The sequence below is a fragment of the Stieleria mannarensis genome, assembly GCF_014154935.1.
GTDB classification, from domain to species: Bacteria; Planctomycetota; Planctomycetia; order Pirellulales; family Pirellulaceae; genus Stieleria; species Stieleria mannarensis.
In genome coordinates, this window is sequence record NZ_JACEHH010000026.1 from 1 (window position 1) to 20735 (window position 20735).

At 60.7% G+C, this 20735-nt stretch carries 18 protein-coding genes and 1 pseudogene; 9 read left to right on the forward strand and 10 right to left on the reverse strand.

Annotation, left to right across the window (positions count from 1 at the left end; translation table 11 throughout):
- Positions 1-555: 555 nt before the first annotated feature.
- Entirely contained in the window at positions 556-1047 is a 492-nt protein-coding gene (locus H1B37_RS34775; RefSeq protein WP_182868035.1) for a hypothetical protein, read from the reverse strand.
- 200 nt (positions 1048-1247) lie between these two features.
- Here H1B37_RS34775 and tnpA point away from each other — a divergent pair, with 200 nt between their 5' ends.
- Both tnpA and tnpB read left to right on the forward strand, forming a co-directional pair.
- The gene (gene tnpA / locus H1B37_RS17945; RefSeq protein WP_182868036.1) at positions 1248-1583 is read left to right on the forward strand and encodes an IS66 family insertion sequence element accessory protein TnpA; all 336 of its coding nucleotides are present in this window, start codon (positions 1248-1250) and stop codon (positions 1581-1583) included.
- Positions 1580-1834 (forward strand): annotated as a pseudogene (gene tnpB / locus H1B37_RS34455) (IS66 family insertion sequence element accessory protein TnpB); the annotation flags it as partial. The gene tnpA and the pseudogene tnpB, both read left to right, overlap by 4 nt.
- 72 nt (positions 1835-1906) lie before the next feature.
- Here tnpB and H1B37_RS17950 read toward each other — a convergent pair.
- A complete protein-coding gene (locus tag H1B37_RS17950) occupies positions 1907-3349 on the reverse strand; it encodes a hypothetical protein (protein WP_286177873.1) in 1443 nt (480 codons plus the stop codon).
- A gap of 345 nt (positions 3350-3694) precedes the next feature.
- On the opposite strand from H1B37_RS17950, the gene H1B37_RS17955 reads away from it, so the two are divergent.
- Together H1B37_RS17955 and H1B37_RS17960 are read left to right on the forward strand one after the other, a co-directional pair.
- Positions 3695-4396 (forward strand): PTS sugar transporter subunit IIA, encoded by a 702-nt coding sequence (locus H1B37_RS17955; RefSeq protein WP_182868037.1) that lies wholly within the window; start codon positions 3695-3697, stop codon positions 4394-4396.
- Between the two features lie 29 nt (positions 4397-4425).
- Positions 4426-5202, forward strand: a complete 777-nt coding sequence (locus H1B37_RS17960; protein WP_182868038.1) for a hypothetical protein — start codon at positions 4426-4428, stop codon at positions 5200-5202.
- A 40-nt stretch (positions 5203-5242) separates the two neighbouring features.
- Here the strand turns inward: H1B37_RS17960 and H1B37_RS17965 are convergent, their stop codons facing one another.
- From H1B37_RS17965 to H1B37_RS17985, 5 genes are all read right to left on the reverse strand, one after another.
- Positions 5243-6865: an HD-GYP domain-containing protein gene (locus H1B37_RS17965; protein WP_182868039.1), complete on the reverse strand. Its 1623-nt coding sequence runs from the start codon at positions 6863-6865 to the stop codon at positions 5243-5245.
- Positions 6862-7362: a response regulator gene (locus H1B37_RS17970; RefSeq protein ID WP_182868040.1), complete on the reverse strand. Its 501-nt coding sequence runs from the start codon at positions 7360-7362 to the stop codon at positions 6862-6864. Before H1B37_RS17970 ends, H1B37_RS17965 begins: the two co-directional genes overlap by 4 nt.
- A gap of 21 nt (positions 7363-7383) precedes the next feature.
- A complete protein-coding gene (locus H1B37_RS17975) occupies positions 7384-8481 on the reverse strand; it encodes an HD-GYP domain-containing protein (protein ID WP_182868041.1) in 1098 nt (365 codons plus the stop codon).
- A gap of 86 nt (positions 8482-8567) precedes the next feature.
- Complete coding sequence (locus H1B37_RS17980) at positions 8568-9785, reverse strand: sensor histidine kinase (RefSeq protein ID WP_182868042.1); 1218 nt, start codon at positions 9783-9785, stop codon at positions 8568-8570.
- 172 nt (positions 9786-9957) lie between these two features.
- Positions 9958-11058, reverse strand: a complete 1101-nt coding sequence (locus tag H1B37_RS17985; protein ID WP_182868043.1) for a YdjY domain-containing protein — start codon at positions 11056-11058, stop codon at positions 9958-9960.
- 144 nt (positions 11059-11202) lie between these two features.
- Here H1B37_RS17985 and H1B37_RS17990 point away from each other — a divergent pair, with 144 nt between their 5' ends.
- Both H1B37_RS17990 and H1B37_RS17995 read left to right on the forward strand, forming a co-directional pair.
- Positions 11203-13209 (forward strand): hypothetical protein, encoded by a 2007-nt coding sequence (locus H1B37_RS17990; protein ID WP_182868044.1) that lies wholly within the window; start codon positions 11203-11205, stop codon positions 13207-13209.
- A gap of 13 nt (positions 13210-13222) precedes the next feature.
- Complete coding sequence (locus H1B37_RS17995) at positions 13223-13948, forward strand: YggS family pyridoxal phosphate-dependent enzyme (protein WP_286177875.1); 726 nt, start codon at positions 13223-13225, stop codon at positions 13946-13948.
- A 3-nt stretch (positions 13949-13951) separates the two neighbouring features.
- On the opposite strand, the gene H1B37_RS18000 is transcribed toward H1B37_RS17995, so the two are convergent.
- A complete protein-coding gene (locus H1B37_RS18000; RefSeq protein ID WP_182868045.1) occupies positions 13952-15289 on the reverse strand; it encodes an ATPase, T2SS/T4P/T4SS family in 1338 nt (445 codons plus the stop codon).
- A 157-nt stretch (positions 15290-15446) separates the two neighbouring features.
- Complete coding sequence (locus tag H1B37_RS18005) at positions 15447-16652, reverse strand: type IV pilus twitching motility protein PilT (protein ID WP_182868046.1); 1206 nt, start codon at positions 16650-16652, stop codon at positions 15447-15449.
- Positions 16653-16988: 336 nt separating this feature from the next.
- Between H1B37_RS18005 and H1B37_RS18010 the strand changes: the two genes are divergently transcribed.
- From H1B37_RS18010 to H1B37_RS18020, 3 genes are read left to right on the forward strand one after another with little or no spacing between them, the layout of a single operon-like run.
- Positions 16989-17993, forward strand: coding sequence for a sugar phosphate isomerase/epimerase family protein (locus H1B37_RS18010; RefSeq protein ID WP_182868047.1), 1005 nt, complete (start codon positions 16989-16991; stop codon positions 17991-17993).
- Positions 17994-18002: 9 nt separating this feature from the next.
- Positions 18003-18206, forward strand: a complete 204-nt coding sequence (thiS, locus tag H1B37_RS18015; RefSeq protein ID WP_182868048.1) for a sulfur carrier protein ThiS — start codon at positions 18003-18005, stop codon at positions 18204-18206.
- 6 nt (positions 18207-18212) lie between these two features.
- Positions 18213-19082: a thiazole synthase gene (locus H1B37_RS18020; protein ID WP_220498256.1), complete on the forward strand. Its 870-nt coding sequence runs from the start codon at positions 18213-18215 to the stop codon at positions 19080-19082.
- A 143-nt stretch (positions 19083-19225) separates the two neighbouring features.
- Here H1B37_RS18020 and H1B37_RS18025 read toward each other — a convergent pair whose 3' ends face one another.
- A complete protein-coding gene (locus tag H1B37_RS18025; protein WP_182868049.1) occupies positions 19226-20689 on the reverse strand; it encodes a hypothetical protein in 1464 nt (487 codons plus the stop codon).
- Between the last annotated feature and the right edge of the window lie 46 nt (positions 20690-20735).

Here is a 20735-nt window from a genome sequence, read left to right on the forward strand (position 1 = left end):
GGCCCCTGCACTTGTGAGGATCTTGGAGGGCCGGGGCAGGACTGTGCTCAAGGCGCGCCTGACCCTGCCGCTTATTATTATTATGAAGAGTTTGTATGGGAGTGCCCATACCCTTAGCTTTCTCCTTTTGCACAAGAGAGCGTTTGCTTCGCCAGCAAGTCGAACCGTGTGTCGGCGTCGTGCCAGGTGTACATGCTTCCTGCCAATAAGAGTTTCTTGCCTGATTGAAGGTTTGCGTGAAGAAGAGAGTCGGATGGGGACAGAGCACATTGATCTAAGGGTTGACTTGGGAGCGTGCGGGCGGGTCTGATTCTTGGGTCGCAAAAGGCGACCTGTTTGGGCTGCGGTGGTGGACAAGAGACGCCTAATCACGCGGCGGATTCGACCAAGCAGGTGCGCTGTGCCATGGCCAGACTCGCTCGCTGTGAAGTTCTCGATCCTGACGAAATCAACATCGTCCACGCGATCAACCGCACCGTCCGGCGGTGCTTCTTGATGGGAGATGATCCCATCAGCGGAAAAAACTTCGACCATCGCAAAGCCTGGATCGAAAAACTACTCCGGCACTTTGCCGCCTATTTCGGCATCGATCTGCTCTGCTATTCGATTCTCTCGAATCACTCCCATTTGATCCTCCGCACTCGCCCGGACGTGGTTGCCACCTGGAGCGATACCGAAGTGGCGCGACGCTGGCTGATGATCTGCCCGCTGCAAAAGATCAACGGCGAGCCGGCCGAACCGACCGAGGCGGAACTCAATTCGATTCGCAACTGCCCCATCAAGCTCGCCGAAATACGCAAACGTCATTCTAGCGTCAGTTGGTGGATCCGCCTGCTCAACCAACGGGTCGCCCAGCGCGCCAACCGAGCCGACGAGGCACAGGGCCGGTTTTGGCAAGATCGCTACCGAGCGATTCGAATCGACGACGAGGAATCGCTGCTGGCCTGTGCAGCCTACGTGGAACTTAATCCGATTCGCGCTGCGATCGCAGAAACACTTGAACAGAGCGAATTCACATCGATCAAACAGCGCATCGACGCGGAACAAGAATCCCGTTCGACGGAGCTGCCTGCCGGTGAGCGGCGTGATGCGTTTCTGGCGCAGCTAACGCTTGACGAGCAGCACGGTCCACTGGGGTCATGTCCTAGCGAAGCCGGCAACCGCTGCGTAACCGTACACCAGAACCGTTGTAGGCGCGGGGTTTACCGTGGTGGGTTTTGTTTCGTTTCGACCAACGGAGAAAACCCATGTCCAAAACCGAGAACGCCGAAATCTGGGCCGAGCGTTTGCGGCGCTTCGAACTGGCTGACACCACCGTCGCTGCGTTCTGTGCCGCCGAAGGCGTTTCCCAGCCGGCCTACTACTACTGGCGACGCAAACTTCGGCGGCCGGTGATCAAGGCTGAACGGACGGCAGCGAGTTCGCCCGCTGCATTCCTGCCCGTCGCTTTCCCAGGACAAGCTGAGCAGCCTGAAGCCCCACCTCGGGCATTGACCACCATCGATCTACCCGGCGGGATTCGCATCCGGGTCGAAGTGCCGGCGGAGCCTCAACCTGATCGCCAGTCGGAGGATCGCTCGTGATTGGACTGCCCGCATCCACGCCAATCTACCTGTGCACCGAGCCGGTCGATTTCCGAAAAGGGTTCGATGGACTGACCGGCATCGTCACCAACTCGCTGGGCAAGAGCGTCACCGACGGATCGCTATTCCTATTCGTCAACCGAAAGCGTGACCGCATCAAAGCCCTGTGGTGGGAAACCGGCGGCCTGACGCTGTGGTACCGCTGGCTCGAACAGGGAACCGTTGAATTGCCAAAGCCGCAAGCCGACGTGACACACGTTAGGATTGGCATGACAGGCCTCGGACCGCGTCGTCAGGTTCGCAAATTGAGATGCGGCAGACGCCTAGTACCCCATGCCCAGGCGGAACATCCAGGTGTCGTCGAGGCTCAGATTGTCGGCCGAGTTGCGGCGGTAGACGATTTCTCGGTCGCCGACATAGCCGAATTCAAAGAACCAGGTTCTCAATCCCGCTCGCATCCGGTTGCTCTCTCCCCATTCAAACCCGACCGTCAAACGGATGTCGTTGATGTCCACTTGGTCCTCGCCTTTGGTCTCTCGGTCGATGACCCAGGAACCGCCGCCGTATTCACCGGCAACGTACCACCACACATCATTGGTGCCGACGGTGGAAAGGTAGCGTGAGAAGCGTGGCTGGGGGAAAAACAAATCGACTTTGGTGAACGGGCTGGGACGCCAGAACAGTCCCACGGCCGGCAGCAATTTCACATCGACACGGTCGTAGTAATAAACGCCCAACTTCAACGTCGACGCGGGCGTGATCCGAAACGTGCCCAGACCTTTACCGCGAACCCGCACGCCGTCCATGTCAAAAGATTTAAACTCGCTGAACATCCCCACGCTCAGTCCTAAGTCAGCGCCCAAGATCCGGTTGGGATCCGATTGCCAGCCAAAGTCTAAGAACGCACTGTAGGCGTTTCCGGGTAAGTCCGCGCCGGTGGACGAAAGGGGGCCGTCCCACAAGTGCAACGAAAACGACGGCGCGATGTACAGTGGTTGCGTCGAGAACAGGAAACTTGGGATGGCGAATGCGAAGGCCACGTCGGTGTCATTGATCCCCAGGTCCGCGGCCGAATTGCCGTCGTGAAGATACGTGTGGCGAAACCGCATCTTTTGAATCAAACGATAGGGATTGAATTGCGGCGAATACGACGGCGTGTTGCCCAGCAATCCTCCGGGGAACAGCGACGACGGGGATCCGCTGGGATAAGCGCTCGAAGGAAATCCGTACGAGGGTGGCGCGGCGTAATTGGCCGGCGGATTGATCGGCAGCGTTCCCACCGGCGCATTGCTTCCAAACAAATTGCCGGCATCGATGACCGGCGGCGGTTGATTGGCCAGCCCGCCATAGACCGGTGCGCCGTAGCCGGGCGGAGGCGACGCGGGCGCAAAGACTCCGCCTTGGGGCGCGACCGTCGTCGGGGCGCCCAGCAAGCCGCCGCTATAGGCCGAAGGCGCGCCCAAGATCGGGGCGGAGGTGGAGGGTTGGACGTACCCGGATGCCGGGGCTCCGGCGTACGGATCAAACTGGCTCATCCCGCCCGCTGCGCCGTAGGGTGAACCATAATTCAGGCCCATGGCTGGTTGCCCGGTGGAGGCCGGCGGGGCCGCGGTCGTTGATCCCAGCGGCGGAGACGTTGTGCCGATCGGAGCCGTATTCCCGATCGGAGCCAGCCGTGTCTGCGGAACATCCAACGAGCTGCCGGCCGTTTGCGCCACCGCCCGAGACGAGTTGATCGCCAAGCCGAACCCACCTGCCAATGCCATCACGCAAGCTAGACGCTGCGCGCATCGCACGCCCTGCGCCCAATGAATGCGGCGAATCGACGACGGAGCGTTTGAACGGGAACGGGCCGAGAAAAGTGTCACACGATTGCCGCAAAGCGTTGAAGGGATGGGCGAAACGACGTCCAAGAGCTCGGAAATACCGTCCATCGGCGATCACGGTCAAGAGCGAGAGCACGCCCGGACGGTGAAACTTGAGTGAATCTGAAAAGATTTCACCGAGAATCCGGTATTTTTGCACCTCCCTAAATCGATGCCGGTCAGTCAACATACGCGTCCAAGACGCAGATGCCGGAGCGAATTCATCACCCACTGACCTAGCCGACGATGGAAGAGTTTGATTTAGCCCAATTGGCCCAGTACCTCCACATCACCCCCGCTAAGGTGGAGAAGATGGCGATCCGTGGTCGCTTGCCGGGGCGAAAAGTGGCCGGGCAGTGGCGCTTCAATGAAGCGGAGATTCACCACTGGCTGGAAGAACAAATCGGGGCCAGCGATGACAGTGTCGAATTGGAACGCGTCCAACGCGTCGTCGATCGGATGACCGATGAAACGAACGACCGCGAGCTGCATGAATTGTGCACCGTCGACACCATCGAAGTTCCCTTGCGGGCCCGGACGCGGAGCTCGGTGATCCGGTCGATGTGTGATCTGGTCGCCGCGTCGGGATTGATGTGGGACGCCCCGGCGATGGCCGAGGCGGTCAAGAGCCGTGAACAAATGCATCCCACGGCGTTGGACTGTGGCGTCGCGTTGTTGCACCCCCGCCGCCCCCAAACGTCCATCTTGGCCGATACCGTCGTCGGTTTGGCGATCAGCCAAGCTCCGATCCCGTTCTCCGATTCCGGTCACATGACCGACGTCTTTTTCCTGATCTGCTCTTACGACGATTCGGCGCACCTTCGTACCCTGGCAAAGATCAGCCGACTGATCGCGATGGAATCATTTCTGGACCGATTGCGGGCTTGTGAAAACCCGGGCGAAGCATGGCACTGTCTTCAAGAGGCGGATGTTTTGTTGTCGGCATAACCGAGCGAAAAGGATTTCAGGGTGGAACGATGTCGATGCAATTGGTCGATCACGGCGGTGCGATGGATCATGGGACATTGTTGTGGATCGGCGATCGCGATGCGGACGCGTTCAGCGATGCGTATGACTTTTGTGAGTCACATGTGTCGCAACTGGCGTATCGAGTGGATTTGAACACGGCGTTGTTGCGTCCGGCTTCGGCGGTGCGGACGATCTTGTGTTGCCGCGACAATGATTCGGCCGAATCGATCGAGTTGTTTCAAACGCTTTGTCGGTTGCACGCCGATGCCAAAGCGTTCTTGTTGCTCGGGCCGCTGTGTGCCGGCGCGCGTCCCGCCCCGAGCGATCTGTTTGACGTGCCGACGATTACGTGGCACCAGTGGGAATCGTTTTTGCCGGGGTACCTGCGGCGCTGTGGTTGGGCGAATCAGCCGAGTGCCGCGCCGGAAAGCATTGCGGTGGTTGCGTCGTCCTATGCCAACGCGTCGGCCCTGTTGTCGATCGCCTCGTCCGGCCGCGCGTCGGCGGTGTGGTGTCGGCCCGACCAGCTCGCTACGCTGCGTCATTTCGACGAAGTCTGGTGGGATGATTCGGCAACCCAGGGCGAGTCCTGGGAGGACCTGATGAATCGGTTGGCCGATCCGGATTGCCAACACGTTTGGATCAGTGGAAACGTGACGCCGAAAACGAAGTTTGCAGCCAGAGGGGCCGGAGTGGATTTGGTGATCGCCAAACCGGGCGACTTCACGTTGTTGATCGACCGAGTCGCCGGCGGCAGCGGAATTCAGCAGCGTCGGGCGGCCTAGTATTCCGCGGCAGCTTGACGTAGCTACGCTTGACGGTATTTCACTCGGCGATCGGTGACGCCTGGGGAGTTTCAGCGGGGACGCTGAATCCCGGCTGGCCGATGATCGGGCGACCATCGACGGGGGCCGGACGTGAGGCGGGTTGGCGAGGCTGGTGATTGATGCGAATCTCGTCGATTTCGTCGATGTGCCGACGAAAGACTTGGATCAAATTGGGATCCCAAAACGTGCCGGCGCCTTCGTTCAAGATGCCCGTCGCGCGGTCGATCGACATGCCTTTGCGATAGGGACGATCACTGGTCATCGCATCAAAGGCATCACAGACGGCCAGGATTCGTCCGTCGATCGGGATGTTCTCTCCGGCCAATTGATCGGGGTAACCTTCACCGTTCCAATGTTCGTGATGGTACAGCACGCCCGGCAGGATGTCTTGCAGGGCTTCGAGTTCCTGCAGGATCCGCCAGCCGGAATCGGTGTGCGTTTCGATGATGGCCCGTTCTTCGTCGTTGAGCCGATTGGGTTTTTGCAGGACGCCGTCGGGGATGGCGATCTTGCCGACGTCGTGCAACAGTCCGGTCAGATAGATTCGTTCGCATTCGGCGGTCGTGAATCCGATCTTGGATGCTAGGCATCGGGCGAAGCTGGCGACGCGTTCGCTGTGTCCGCAGGTGTACGGGTCCCGTGCTTCGACGGCGTTGACCAGAGCGCGGATGACGTCGGTAAACAGTTCTTCTTTCTGACGCAGCAAGCGGATGTTGTTCAGCTGGGCGGCCAACTGATTGGTCGCCGTTTCCATCAACGAGGCTTGTACGGTGGTGAACCCGAGCTGGGCCCAGGGCACGTCGTCGGTGTCATCTTTGACGCGATTGCAGGCCATCACCCAGCCGTGCAGTCGTCCTTCGCTGCAGCACTCCACGACGATGTATTCGTCCAGCCCGGGAACACCGCAGTGTCCATCGCCGACGTTGCGATTGCGGACGACCGGTTGCAAACGCAACTCCTCGCGGTGGCTGTCGATCAATTCAAAGATCGACGGATCGGGGATCAATCGTGATCCGGTCCACAGGGGGCTGCGTTTCTGTGTCCCCGAATCGTCCACCAAGATGGCGGCGATCGACACGGCGCCGACGCCGCTGACCAGCGGCATCAGGGACGCGAGCACAAACTCGTCGGTGTCTTCTTCGGTCTGCGGCAATTCCAAGCTGGATGCGAGCGCGCGGATCAGTGACAGTTCCTCGAAGTCCTGCATGACCTGGTTGGTCAACGAATCGACTTCGGCGAGCAACTGTTTGCTCTCGTTGCGTGCGATTTCCAGTTCCAACAGCGTCGTTGCGTGACGTCCGATTCGGTCGGCTTGATCGGTCGGCGCCGACCAGACGGCGACCCCACCGGCCGGCAGCGCGAGCGCTTGGCGGACGGTGGAGCAACCGCTGGTGTTTTCGGTGTGCACGCGGTGCGGATCGGCGGTCGCTTGCACGACCAAGGGATGTCCCCCCTGCCGCGCTTCGACGACGGTGACCGACAGCCCGATCCCTTGGGCCAAAATGTGTGCCAGTGAACCGTCCAACGTGCCTTGGTCGTAGGTGCAAACCTTGACCGTGGCGGCCGAACCGTCGTCGGTCGTTTCGCGGATCGTTCCGTTGGGCCCGGCCGACCAACTCATGCCTCTGCTCCCGGCAAGCCCGTTGACGGGGCTCCGCTCAAAGGGGGCGAACCGATCGGGGCGGGCGGACTGGCCTGGCTGTTCGGGTTGGCCTGGCCGTTCGGGTTGGCCTGGCCGGGTGCCTGTTGATTGATCGCATCGGCGACTGCCGACACGACCGTTCCGGGGCTGAACGGTTTGCCGAACACCGTGTGGATGTTCAATTTGATCACGCGGGGGTCGCGTGACAATTCAAGCTGCCGCCCGGTGACCAGAAAGCACGGCAGAGTGGCGTCCATCTCGCGGACCCGTTCGATCAGTTCGATTCCCGACATGATCGGCATTTCGTGATCGCTGACGACCGCCGCGACCTGGGTGTCGCAAAAGGATTTCCAGGCCTCGCCGCCGTTGCCACAGGTGACCGGTTCGAATCCACTGGATTTGAACTTGAAGGACAACACGCGGGCCAAGCCGGGATTGTCTTCGGCGACAAGGATTTTTCGTTTTTGGTTGGGCATATCGATTCGCTGGATCAATGGCTAAACGGTGGTTGCGGCAACGCCGGTCGGGGCCGGCGTGTCCACGGTCGCTTCGGCGTCGTCGGAAGCTTCGTCTTGGATCACGCGGCAAAACTTGTCGATCAATTCTGGGTCGTGAATGCCTTGCTTGGCACGGTGTCGCAGAATCTCGATCGCTTCGGCTTGCGATTTGGCGCGTCGAAACGGTCGGTCATTTGTCAACGCGCTGTAGACGTCAACGATGCCGACGATCTGAGCTTTCAGCGGGATCTCGTTGCCCCGCAACCCGTCCGGATAACCGGTGCCGTCGAAGTGTTCTTTGTGGTGACGAATGATGGGCAACACGGGCGCCAACGGTTTCAGCGGCGCGCAAATGTCACAGCCGACTCGGGGATGCTGGTGGAACAACGCCCGCTCGCGCGGCGTCAGCGGTCCCGTTTTCTCAAGGATCGAATCGGGGATCGCGATCTTGCCGACGTTGTGCAGGATGGCTCCGTAGCGGAGCATTTTCAGTTCGGCGGCATCGAGTCCGAGTGCCTTGCCGAACGCGACGGCAAAGTTGGCGGCTTGCTCGACGTGGCCGCTGCTGTAGCCGTCTTTGCTGGCCACGGCGCGGGCCAGTGAGAGTGCGACGCTTTCGGCCCCGATCAATTCCGCGTTGCCTTTGTGCAGCCGCGTGATCGAGCGCAGCCGGACCGTCAATTCGCCGCGGTTGATCGGCTTGCTCAAAAACTCGTCGGCGCCGGCCTGGACCGCTTCGTTGATTTCTTCGTTGGACCCGGTGGTGGTCAACATCACGATCGGGATGGTGCGGAATTGCATGTCGCTTTTCAGTTCACGACAGACCTGCAAACCGTCCATGCCGCCGCCCAAGCCGGCGTCCAACAGGATCGCGTGCGGTTCCGGCGTCGCCGTGGCGATGGCGTAGGCGTCGGGACCGTTGGTCGCTTCGATGATCTCGTAGGATTCACCGGCCAGCCCCATCCGCAGTAGCTTGCGGATCGTGGCGTTGCCGTCGGCGACCAACACCCGCATCTTGCGCTCGGCATCGACGGCCGCTTGCGAAAACGACTCGGCAAATCCGGTGGCGAATCCGCTGTTCAACTCATTGCTTGGCATGTTGATCGACCCTTCGGTTCCCCGTGCTGGTTCAAGTGGTGCTTGAGCGCAAGTGTGGTTTCGGCAAGTGATGTATGGAAATTGGTTTAGACCGCTGCCAGATCAAGTTTCATCACCGCGTCTTCGGGCCGCAGCGTTCGTTCGATTGCCGGTTCATCACTCATTTCCGCCTCACGCGGCAAGCGGATGGTGAACATGGTTCCGGTATCGACCACGCTTTCCACGTCGATGGTTCCGCCGTGCAGTTCGGTCAGGTGTTTGATGATCGCCAACCCCAGGCCGGTGCCGATGCCTTGGTCGGCGATGGCGGCTTGATAGTAGGGCTCGAACAGGTGTTCCATGTGTTCCGGGGCGATGCCGCGCCCGGTGTCACGCACGCTGATGCGGAACATATTCATTTCGTCGGGGCGGATCTGCACGATCACGCTGCCGCCGTTGGAGTTGTATTTGATGGCGTTGGACAGCAGGTTCAACAAGATTTGTCGCAGCCGCAGCGGGTCGGCGACGACTTCGTCCAGTTCCGCATCGACCTGGGCGGTGACCGAGATCTGTTCATCATTGGCGCGAACGCTGACCATCGAAACACATTGGTCGACCAATTCGGCCAGTGCCACCGGTTGGGGCGCCAATCGGATCATGCCCGCTTCGGCTTTGGCGTAATCCAGAATGTCGTTGACCAGTGCCAACAGGTGTTGTGCGGAATCGTCGATGTCTTGAACAAACTCGCGTTGCGATTCGTTCAATTCACCCGTGCTGCCGTCCAGCAGAGTTTCGCTGATGGCGGTGATCGTCGACAGCGGCGTGCGGACTTCGTGCGACGTTTGCCGCAGCGCTTGGGCGCGCATCGCGACGAGTTGTTCCTGGATCTGGTTTTCAAGGGCCCGCTGTTTTTCTTCACGCTGAAGCCGATAACTGGCCAACAGCACGCGCACCGTCAGGTACAGCACCGCACCGAGTGCCGCCATGTCTCGCACCGCATCAAAGATCGGACTCCACGTCGTCGGCTGGGCCGCGTAATAGAGCTGCGCGAACATGGTGGCGGTCACCACCGCGACAATCGCGCTGGCCAAACCCAGGGCGCGGCGGCGCACCAGCGCATAGGCCGACCCGACGGCTGCCAAGTAATACAGGATCAGCACGAAACGATCTTCGAACGCGATCTGGTGCATCAAGACAAGAAAACCGACGGCCCCGCCGAAAATCAGGCTGTCCGGGCCGAGCGTTCGAGAAAGTTTCTGTTTCAACGCGTGCATAATGGTGTGCTCCGACGGCTGGAATCGCCCCATTAGGGCGGTTTTCGTCATCGAACACTACGTTGCACTTTTCAGCGAAACTTCGGATTCAAGCATTCAGTCGGTATCAGCCCCCCCGCAAACCATGAATATTGGGGCCGTGCCGATTTTGCATCTCGGTCGGCTTCTACCGGTCGCGGCACCGTTTCCAGGCGAATGTCGTCGAACCGAACACGGGGGCGGGTCATTGCCTGCGGGGGACATCCCGCGACGTCGGTAATTCCAGATCATCGGACGACGCCGGGACCGGTACCAAGATCAGCCGAACCGGCGTCTCGCGGTCGGGGATCTTGGATTCAAACGGGACGAATCTCAGTGAGTCGGTGTCGGCGCTGCTGGGGATCGCCACGTCCAGCATCGCGCTGGAAAAATTGGACACGCAAATCATGTCGCCCGAATCGGCCATGTAGTGCTCTTGCTTGGTTTCTTCGTCCTGCCAAAACCCGCTGCCGGCAAACACCCACTCGGCCGTCATCGCCTGTTCGGTTTGCAAGTCCTGAACCCACTGGCGGGCATCGACGACATGGAATTGGTCCTCGGTGTCGTACCAGCAGACCCAGACCCGGATCACTTGGCCGGTCGGTGGAACGAACTCGGGACGAAACCGGACCGGGGCTCCGGGGGTCGCGTCGACGGCCAACAAGGCCGCATGGACTTCGCGCGAGCGGGCCAGCGCGGCGACGATCGATTCGTGTTCTTTGGTGCCGACCGGACAGGCGAACATCTCCAACGCCCCGCGTTTGAGCGCCACGTAGCCGTCGACGATGACGCGTTTGCGTTGGGGATCGATCCACAACTGCCCTTGCTGACTGAGTGATTTCGTCTCCGGTGGCGGTTGAAAGGCTTGGCGGGCGACTTCTTCGGCGGTCGGCCCCTCCGGTTCCCAGCGGTCAGGCTGCTCCGAGGCCGCGTCGTCGGAAGGAGTCGCTGCGGCATCGGTCGACTCCGATGGTGATGGCATCTCCGGAGGCGAAGGCAGGGGGCGACCGGAGGCTGCGGCGGAATCATCCGTCGCTGCGGTCGAATCCGTTTGCGGTGTCGTTTCCCGCGGATCGGCAGCGGGCGATTCAGCAGCGGGCGATTCAATCGTCGAAGCCGCTGAAGTGGTCGCCGCCGGCGTGCCGTGGGGGGGATCCGTCGCATCGGAGGACGCCGGCCGATGCTTCGTCTGGGAATCGGCCGTGGGACCTGGCTCCGATCGGCCGCAGCCTGTGTGGGGTGCCAACAAACAGGGCAGCACGCAGAGCAGTAGACAGGCCAGGCCGAATCGGGATCGTTTGTTCATCGAAGAAGCGAAACAGAAGGGAGCGGGAAGTGGGGAAGACGCGAGGCCGGTAGGTGCAAGAGTCAAGCAAGGTGAGTAAGGTAGCGTGCCCGTCGGCAGGTTCCTTCCATCTTCACCTTTTCATCTCTACGAAACCAGTCTGCTATGCCCCGCAAGCGTCGACAACCGAAAACGTCCGATTCGAGTGATCCGTTGCCACAAGCGGTCTCGCTGCCGGCGGTCTCGCTGCCGGCGGACTCGGATTCCGGCGTCCAGACGCTGTTGTTGGAACCGTCGCCGCCCACATCGGCCCAGTGGACGATTTTGCGCGAGAGGGTTTTGGCCGATCAACAGGACCAGTCGATCGCGGACGTGTTCCAGGACGCGGTCTGGCGGGGGCGGATTTATCGTTGGGGGGTGGCGACGGCGTTTGAACAACCGTGCGATCTGCAAATGCACTGGTTGACGCGGACGGCCGTCGGGGCAAACACCGGCGGCAAACGGTTTCGCACGATCGAACCGGGCACGCTGGCGTGGCGGTTTCAAGAATCGCTGGCGCCCAACCCCGGCAACCCGAATTCGAGCCATCTGAGTGACGTCTGGAGCGTGTTGGTCTGGGCGGCCGCGATGCCGGGACTGTTACAGCATCTGGAAGAAGCGGACTGGTGGAGCCTGCTGGGGACGATCCAAGATTTTCGCGACGGGATTTTGCAGCGCGATCCGACTCATCCGGCCGTGCTGATCGGTGTCTCCGAAATCGGTTTGACGCTCGCCCACCGGTTGCGTGCGTTGCCGTCGTGCCGTCGATTGGCCGACAGCAGCATCGACGCTTTGAAACGGTGGTGCGAGCAAGATGACCTTTCCGTGTCGGCCATCCTGTCACAACCGCACCAATGCCGGCTCGCTTTGGCCTCGCTGTTGCGCCAACGTCGCTTGCTGCGTTTCGTGCCTCCGTCGAAGCAGCCGAAAAAGAAGAAACAGCAAAAGAACGGAAAGTCGAAAACCGGGCTCATCGGTCCGGCGTTTGAAAAGTCCATCGACGAGATCGCAGTCGAACTGGCCACGTGGGTGGCCGCGTTGACCGGACGAGGCGGCGTCCAGGCGTTTTCGACGTTGACCACGCGTGATATTCAAGACGACGTGGGCAAACACGGACTGTTGACCTACGCGGGCGACTTGGACGAAGAATCCTTGCGGCCGGCGATGAAGGCCGCGCTGGGAACGTCCCGATCCAAAGGCCGGTTGGCGTGGCAGGTCAGTTTGCCGGAATCGATGTTGCATGACGAAGACGCCAAAGTCGCCTGCCTGCTGCCCGAATGGGACGTGCGACGGGGGCGGATGGTGATCGACTATTCCCAACGCCAGGCCCGGTTGGAAATGACCGCGGGGAAATCAATTCTGATCAACGGAACCTGTGAAACGATCGTCACGGTCGACGGCCAGGCCCTGGAACCACTGGGCGATTGGGAGGCGACGTGCGAGTACACCGACGACGATGTCCACTATCTGGAGTTGGAACAGCTGCACCAGGGCGGTTTCATCCTGCAGCGGCAGGTCATGGTGCTTCGCGAAGATCGTTGTTGCTTCCTTGCCGACGCGGTGGTTCGCGGACAAGTCCAACCGGGATCGGCACATGCTGGGGTCACTTCTGACGCTTCCGCCGACGCACTTCCCTTGATCGAGTACCAGGTCCGGTTGCCGCTGGCCGACAAGATCGACGTCCAGGGCGAGCAGGAGACGACCGAGTTGTTCTTGGGGGATCATCGACGACGCGCCTTGGTGGTGCCGTTGTCGGCCGGCGAATGGAAAAACGCGTCTTCGGCGACCCGATTGCAAGCCACCGAGGACCGGCACTTGCTGCTCACCTCGCGCGGCCGCGGGCAACTGTTCGTACCGTTGTGGATGGATTTGTCGCGTGACCGGTTTTCCTGCAAGCGGACCTGGCGACAATTGACGGTCGCCGAGCAATTGCGGCTGATCCCGCCACGGGCCGCCGCGGCGTTTCGGATCCAATTAGGAACGGCACAATGGATCGTGTACCGATCGATGGCAGCATCGGGACCGCGGACGTTTTTAGGGAAACAAATCATCGCGGATTTCTACTGCGCGCGATTCGATGCCGAAGAAGAGTCCTACGAGGATTTGATCACCGTCGAAGACAACCCCAGTTGATCGGGGGAACACCATGACGCAACCCACCGATATCGCCGAGCTGATTCGTCGCAACTGGATGCGTGTGACCGATGAAGTGCGTCAGGCTGCCGTCGCGGCCGGGCGAGACCCCAAGTCGGTGCGCGTGATCGGGGTTTCAAAATATGTCGACGCCGCAACCACGCGGTTGCTGTTTGACGCCGGGTGTTGCGATCTCGGCGAAAGCCGACCGCAGGTGTTGTGGAAAAAAGCCGAGACGATCGGGCCGGCGGTCGATGGCACCACGAACCGCTCGCTGCGATGGCACATGATCGGTCACGTCCAGACCAACAAACTGCGTCGCATGCTGCCGCTCAATCCGTTGATCCATTCGGTCGACAGCGAACGCTTGTTGCGAGCGATCAACCGCGAAGCCGAGCGTCAGCAACGTGTGACCGAGGTGATGTTGGAAGTGAATATCAGCGGCGACGAGGACAAGACCGGCCTCTCACCCGATGCGGTCGGCCAGCTGTTGGGAATCCCCGGTTTGAACTCGGTGCGGATCAGCGGGTTGATGGCGATGGCCGGTTGGGGGACTGAGGCGTCACAGGCGGCGAGCCAATTCCGCGACGTCGCCGAGCTGCGTGACCGGTTGGTCGCATCGGACGAGTACAACTTACCGCACTTGTCGATGGGCATGAGCGGTGACTTTCGCGAGGCCATCGCCGCGGGGGCGACGATGGTGCGGATCGGATCGGCGCTGTTTGAAGGCGTACGCTGAACGCTACGCCTTTTTGGCGAAGGCACGTTTCAATTCGTCCAGACTGGTCAACCCGCGTGCGACGGTCAGCACGGCTTCGGTTTGCACGCCGTGGAAGCCTTCGGATTTGGCGATCGCCGCCAATCGTCCGACGTCCTGGGTCTTGGTCAGTGCGTCGCGCAGCTGTTCGCCGGGGATGAGCATTTCGAAGATTGCGATCCGCCCCAGGTAACCGCGGCCCTGGCATTGGTGACAGGGGGTGATCGGGGCCGGGCGTCCATTCTCGTCGACTTGTTGCTCGATCGGCGGCGGGATGAACGGTTGGTACAGCAGGGCGACACGTCCCTGCGGGATGCCCAGTTGTTGCAGCAACTGCGGCGGCGGCTGGAACCCGACTTTGCAATTGTCACACAGTCGCCGGACCAGTCGTTGGCCGAGGACGCAGGAGACCGATTTGGCGATCGGAACGCGTTGCTCGGGGTACTGGGCGATCAGACGCACCAGTCCCTCGACCGCTCCGCCGGCGACCATCCGGGTGATCACCTTCTTTTCCGATTCGGTGACCTGTTTGAGGGCCAATTGAAACGTTTCGGCGTCGACCGTTTCGGGGAACATGAACACGTCCGGTTCTTTCAAGATCGCCTTGCGAACCGCTTCGTGAGGCGTCAAACCGGTGTTGCCGCCGTAGTAGTTGGCGTTGATGTTGATGATTTCCGGTTCGGGGCGGGATTGGTCTTCGAAGGATTGGAAGTCTCTCAAGAAGCGATCCGACGCGTTGATGCTGACGTTCCAGGTGGTCGTCAGTCCTTCGGATTTCGGCGCCGTGATCAGCACGATGTCCCCTTCGTCGTTGAGACGCTGTTTCAGGGCCGCGGCCATCTTGTCCCGCATCCCGATATCGCTGAGCGTTTCGAAGGGGATCTGCAAGGAATTCAATCGCACCAGCACGCGTTCGCCCGTTTGCACGCCTTGTGATTGCAGCACCAGGTCAAATTTTTCCTTCTTCAATTTGACGCCGACCGATCCCGATTGGGCGCTGCGGCGATCGGCGGGGTTCAGTTGGCACAGCTGTTTTAGGGCGATCAACATCGCGTCGCCGGTTTCGCGGTCGAGTGCGGGCAATTGTTCCCACAAGCCGTCGATCATGTACCGCATCGCGCATCCCGAGGCGGTGAAGTCCAGCAGGATCTGAGTGGCACGCGTCTGGATTGCGTGTGAAATCTGCCCGGCGGCGACCTCAAATCCCGCGCCCTGACGCGTGCTGATCAGCAACGCTTGGACTTTCGTGTTGTCGCTCAGCTTGGGGGCGAATTCAACGGGAGCGACGGATTGCCAGAGCTGGGGTGGGGGTTGTTCGGCCATCAATTACGGGCAAGAGCAGAAAAGGAGTGGTGGCAATGAAATGGAATCGGGGACGGCGTTGGCCGCAATCGATCGGGGCATCCGGCGGTTGACGGTCCCGCGCGGGAGGGGCAACTGTGTTCTGGGAGCGTTGGGGCTGAGTGAGTGCAGTGACAGCTTACAAAATACCGGGGGCTTTGACATCGATCCCCTTGAGCGCCATCTTCAGGGCATCCTTGTTGGGTGCGACGGCAAATGCGGTGGGACGGTCGATCAGTTCATCATCGATCAGACCTTTCAAACTCATCGTAAAGTCCTGCATGCCGTCTTCGGCCCCGATGCGGATCGCGTCGGGCAGTTTTTCGTCCTTGCCCTCCAGAACCAGTTTGCGGATCGTCGGGTTGAAGGTCATGACTTCGCAGGTCGGGACCCGCGAGACGCCCGGCTTGATGCTCTTGAGCAGTTTTTGGGCGATGATGCCCTTCATGTTGAACGCGATCGCGCTGCGGATGGCGTTGTGCATTTCTTCGGGGAACAAGTCCAAGATCCGGCCGATCGTCGTCGAGGCACTCGCCGCGTGGATCGTCCCGAACACCAAGTGCCCGGTTTCCGCGGCGTGAATCGCCGTCATGAAGGTCTCTTCGTCACGCAACTCACCGACCAGGATGATGTCGGGGTCTTCACGCACCGCGTGCTTCATCCCGATGTTAAAGTCTTTGACGTCCTGGCCCATTTCCCGTTGGTTGATCAGGCATTTGTCTTCGGTGAAGATGAATTCGATCGGGTCCTCCAAGGTCAGGATGTGCTTGCGGTAGATGGAGTTGATGTAATTGAGCATCGATCCGATCGTCGTGCTCTTTCCACTACCGGTCACCCCGGCCAACAGCACCATGCCTTGTTCGTAGTGGCACAGGCCTTCGATCGAATCGGGCAGGTAAAGGCCGCGGAAGTCGGGGATAAAGTTATTGATCCGCCGGGCGACCAGGCCGATGTTTCCCAGCGACTTGAGCATGTTGACACGGAAACGCCAACGCACGCCGTCGACCATGCACAGGTAGGCAAAGTCGGCCCCGCCTTCTTCTTCAAAGATCAGCAGGTTCCGCTCATCCATCATCGGCAGCAACAGGTCGACCATCTCTTCGGTGTCGATCGGGCCGCGGTTGAGCGGTTTGAGCGTCCCGCCGACGCGGACCATCGGCGGTTGTCCGACCTTGAGGTGCAAGTCGCTGCCTTCCAGCTTGACCAACGCCCGAAACAGCTTGTCGACCGGCAGCTCCTCTCGCTGTTGCAGCAGAGATTCACGGAGGCGGGTGGCGACAGCTTCTGCGGTGGTGGAACCGGTCGGTTGAGGGGCTGACGCAGCCTTGCCGTTTTTATGAGCCATTTCGAGTCTTTCGGATAAAGTGGGAGGAGCCGGGTTGACCTGAGGTGCCGTAAGTTCGCCACGCGGACGTCGTTGAGCCCTATTCTAGGCCAAGGATGGCCACGCTCAATGGACTCCGCGGCGGCACAATTCGCTTTGGATTGAAACTCTGTTGTCGATCGGGGCACCTAAATTGGGGCCGCGAACCACCATTTTGACCGAGAACCCAGGTTTCAGGGTTGTTGCAGGTTTTACCGGCGGGAGCGCAAAATACCCCTGGAAGCACGAAATTGTGTTTCCGGTGATTTCTTCCTCTCGATATTTCCCATCATCCCGATCGCTTTTTTGGAGAGCTTCATGTCGCGTCCTGTCACCCTGTTTACCGGTCAATGGGCAGACCTTCCGTTCACCGACATGGTCCAAAAAACGAGCGGATTCGGCTACGACGGCATCGAATTGGCATGCTGGGGCGATCACTTTGAAGTCGACAAGGCGCTTGCCGAAGACGATTACTGCGACAAGAAACGCCAGGTCTTGGACGATGCCGGGCTGCAGTGCCACGCGATCAGCGCCCACCTGGTAGGACAGGCGGTGTTGGATCGCATCGACGAACGCCACAAAGCGATTTTGCCGGAATATGTCTGGGGCGACGGCGATCCCGAGGGCGTCAACGAGCGTGCCATCGAGGAACTCAAGAACACCGCACGTGCGGCCCAAAAATTCGGCGTCGAAGTCGTCAACGGCTTCACCGGCAGCAGCATCTGGCACCTGCTGTACTCGTTTCCACCGGTGCCGCCGAGCATGATCGATGCCGGGTTTGATCTGCTGGCCGAACGCTTCAACCCGATCCTGGACGTGTTCGGCGAATGTGGCGTGCGGTTCGCCCTGGAAGTCCACCCGACCGAAATCGCGTTTGACATCTACACCGCCGAGCGTGCCTTGGAAGCGCTGGACCGGCGGCCCGAATTCGGATTCAATTTCGATCCCAGCCACCTGATCTGGCAGGGCGTCGACCCGGTCCAGTTCCTGCGGCGGTTTCCCGATCGGATCTACCACGTCCACATCAAGGACGCGATCGTCACCTTGGACGGAACCAGCGGCATCAACTGCAGCCACCTGAACTTCGGTGACGCCCGCCGCGGTTGGGATTTCCGCAGCCCCGGACGTGGCGGCGTGAACTTTGAAGAGATCATTCGCGCCCTCAACGACATCGGATACAACGGCCCGCTGTCGATCGAGTGGGAAGACAGTGGCATGGAACGCGAATTCGGTGCCGCCGAAGCGTGCGAGTTCACCAAAAAGCTGGACTTCTCGCCCAGCACGCGGGCCTTCGATTCGGCATTCGATGACGACAACGACTGAGTCCACCTGATGATCGAAATCACCGTCAACGGCCGTCGCGTCGAAATCGACTCGGAAATGAGTGTCCAGCAGTTGCTTGACACCGTGGACGTGCCGCCAAATTACTTGGCCGTCGAAATCAACGCCGACGTCGTCCCACGCGAAACCTATGCCGACACGATCGTTCGTGCCGGCGACGACGTCGAAGTCGTAACCCTGGTCGGAGGCGGTTGAACCACCTTGTCTATTGCATCTTCATCGAACGTTTCGCCGGGCACCGAGGACGCTCCATTGGTCGTCGGTGGTCACACGCTGGCCAGCCGTCTGATCGTCGGCACCGGACGCTATGACACGATGGAGCAGATGCGAGATTCGCTCGACGCGTCCGGCTGCGACTGCGTCACCGTGGCGGTCCGCCGTGAACGTCTGTACGACCGCGGCGGCAAAAACATTCTGGATTTCATCGATCTGGATCGGTACACGCTGCTGCCCAACACCGCCGGTTGCTACACCGCCGCGGACGCCATTCGCGCCGCCAGGTTGGGCCGCGAGATCTTGAAAACGCTCGGCAACCCCGGCGCCGATTGGGTGAAGTTGGAAGTGCTGGGGGACAGCAAGACCCTGCTGCCCGACCCCGCCGAAACCGTCACCGCATGCCGTGAATTGGCCGCCGACGGTTTCCAGGTGCTGTGCTACACCAGCGATTGCCCGGTGACCGCGCAGCGGTTGAAGCAAGCCGGCGCGGCCAGCGTGATGCCCGCCGGCAGCCCGATCGGCAGCGGGCAGGGTTTGTTGAACCCCAACAACCTGCGGATCATCCTGGAGTACTTGAAAGAGGATGACCCGGATTATCCGGTGATCATCGACGCCGGTGTGGGCACGGCCAGCGACGTCAGCCAGGCCTTTGAAATCGGCGGCGATGCGGTGTTGCTCAATACCGCGATTGCCCATGCCCGCGATCCGGTCCAAATGGCCAAAGCGATGAAACACGCCGCCATCGCCGGACGTCACGCATTCCGGGCCGGCCGGATCCCCAAGCGGCTTTATGGAACCGCGTCCAGTCCCACCGAGGGCGTGATCAGCACGCGACCCTACGGCAGCAACGCCTAGCGTGGTGTGGGATCGACTTGCGGCCTGTCGGTGCGCTGCGAGAGTCGCCGTGTTCTCCGAACTCGGCGTGCCCGAAAAAGAAAGCTTTCCCCCGCGCCGACCTCGGAGAGGACGGCGACTGTCCGGCCCAATCGAAAACGAAGCTACGATTCGTCCTCTTCCTCATCCTCGTCGGTCTCCAGGGCCGTCAGGTCGACGACCTCGCCGATCGCCAATGCCAGGCGGCCCAGGATGGCGAAGTACATGAACACCACGCCGATCGACAGGATCACGCCGATCGCGATGCTCAACGGCGCAAACGGGCACATCACGAAATAGCCGAACAGGGCCGCAAACAGCAGACCGGTCGAGAAATAGAACGCGCCCCATTCCTCCTGGCAGCGGGTGATGCTCTTGCTGACGTCCGCCGAAAACGGCGAGGTGATCGTTTGCTCGTCCAGCATCGAAAGCAGGATGATCGGAAACGCGACATAGATCGAGAACATCACCAGTCCCAATTTGATCACCGGCACCGCTCCAAACACCGTGGCGATCACATAGGCCGGACCCACCGCGATCGCCGTCGCCGCGATCACCAACCACAGCGATTCGAACCAGGCCGTCGGATCCAGCGTCGGCCAGTCTTCAATACGTTCGTGCTCGTTGGCCACCCCGAACAGGATCGCGAACCCGCAGGCCACCGTCAGTGTCGTGCCGAGCAATCCCAGCGGAAACATCCCGAGCGCGAAGACCGGGATCGCCACCGTCAGGGCCGCGGGGATCCCCAACAAAATCGCCAGTCCAAAGAAGTGGCTGATGACGCCCGGGTCCAAGAAGATCCCGAAGACCGTCTTGAACCATCCGACGGTGCTCGGTGCGTCGAACGTCGAATCGGACGTCGATTCTTCGGGGTCCCGCTCGGCTTCGCGAAGCAGTTCGTTGGCGCTTTTTAGAAACGGATCCGCCGGCCGACCCGAAGCACCCGTTTCCACGAACTGAAACGTCTCGGCGTTTTCATTCCGCTGGGGCTGGACTTTCTTCCGGGGCGGCTTGGGCACGCGGACTTCGCTGTAACAATCGCCGCACTTGATCGTTTTTCCGGTCTGTTTGACCTTGGCCGACAGCATGCTGCCGCAGATCGGGCACGTCACCCGGAACTCTTCATTCGGGTCGATCGTCGTTGCCGATTCGGAGGCCGGTTTGGACGCAGCGGCTGGGTCTGCGCCCGGTCCCGCGTTCGGCCCGGAAAACTCGTCCAGCGATGGAAAGTTGGCGAACATGTCGGCCGGATCGGATTCGTTTTCCGATGCGGCGTCGGCGGGCAAGTCCACGAACGGGTTTTCGTCGAACGGGGTCTCATCGCCGGATTCGGTGGGGGCGGGATTGGGCGATCGGGTTTTGTCCGAAGCCGCTGCCGGTGACGACTTTCCGGCGGCCGGCGACGGTGGTGCGGGGGCATCGGCCAACGACAGCCAGTCCTCGTCTTCGGAGGTCGCGCCGGCTCCGCCCAAGCTGGCCGGGGCAAGAAACTCCTTCAAGCAACTCGGGCACTGCACTCGATTGCCGGCCTGTTCCCTTGCGACCGTGACAGCGGAATGGCATTTCGGGCAATGGACAATTTCAGACATGAACGGCTCGCCAGCGACCGGAACGGCATCGCATGAAGGGTGGGGC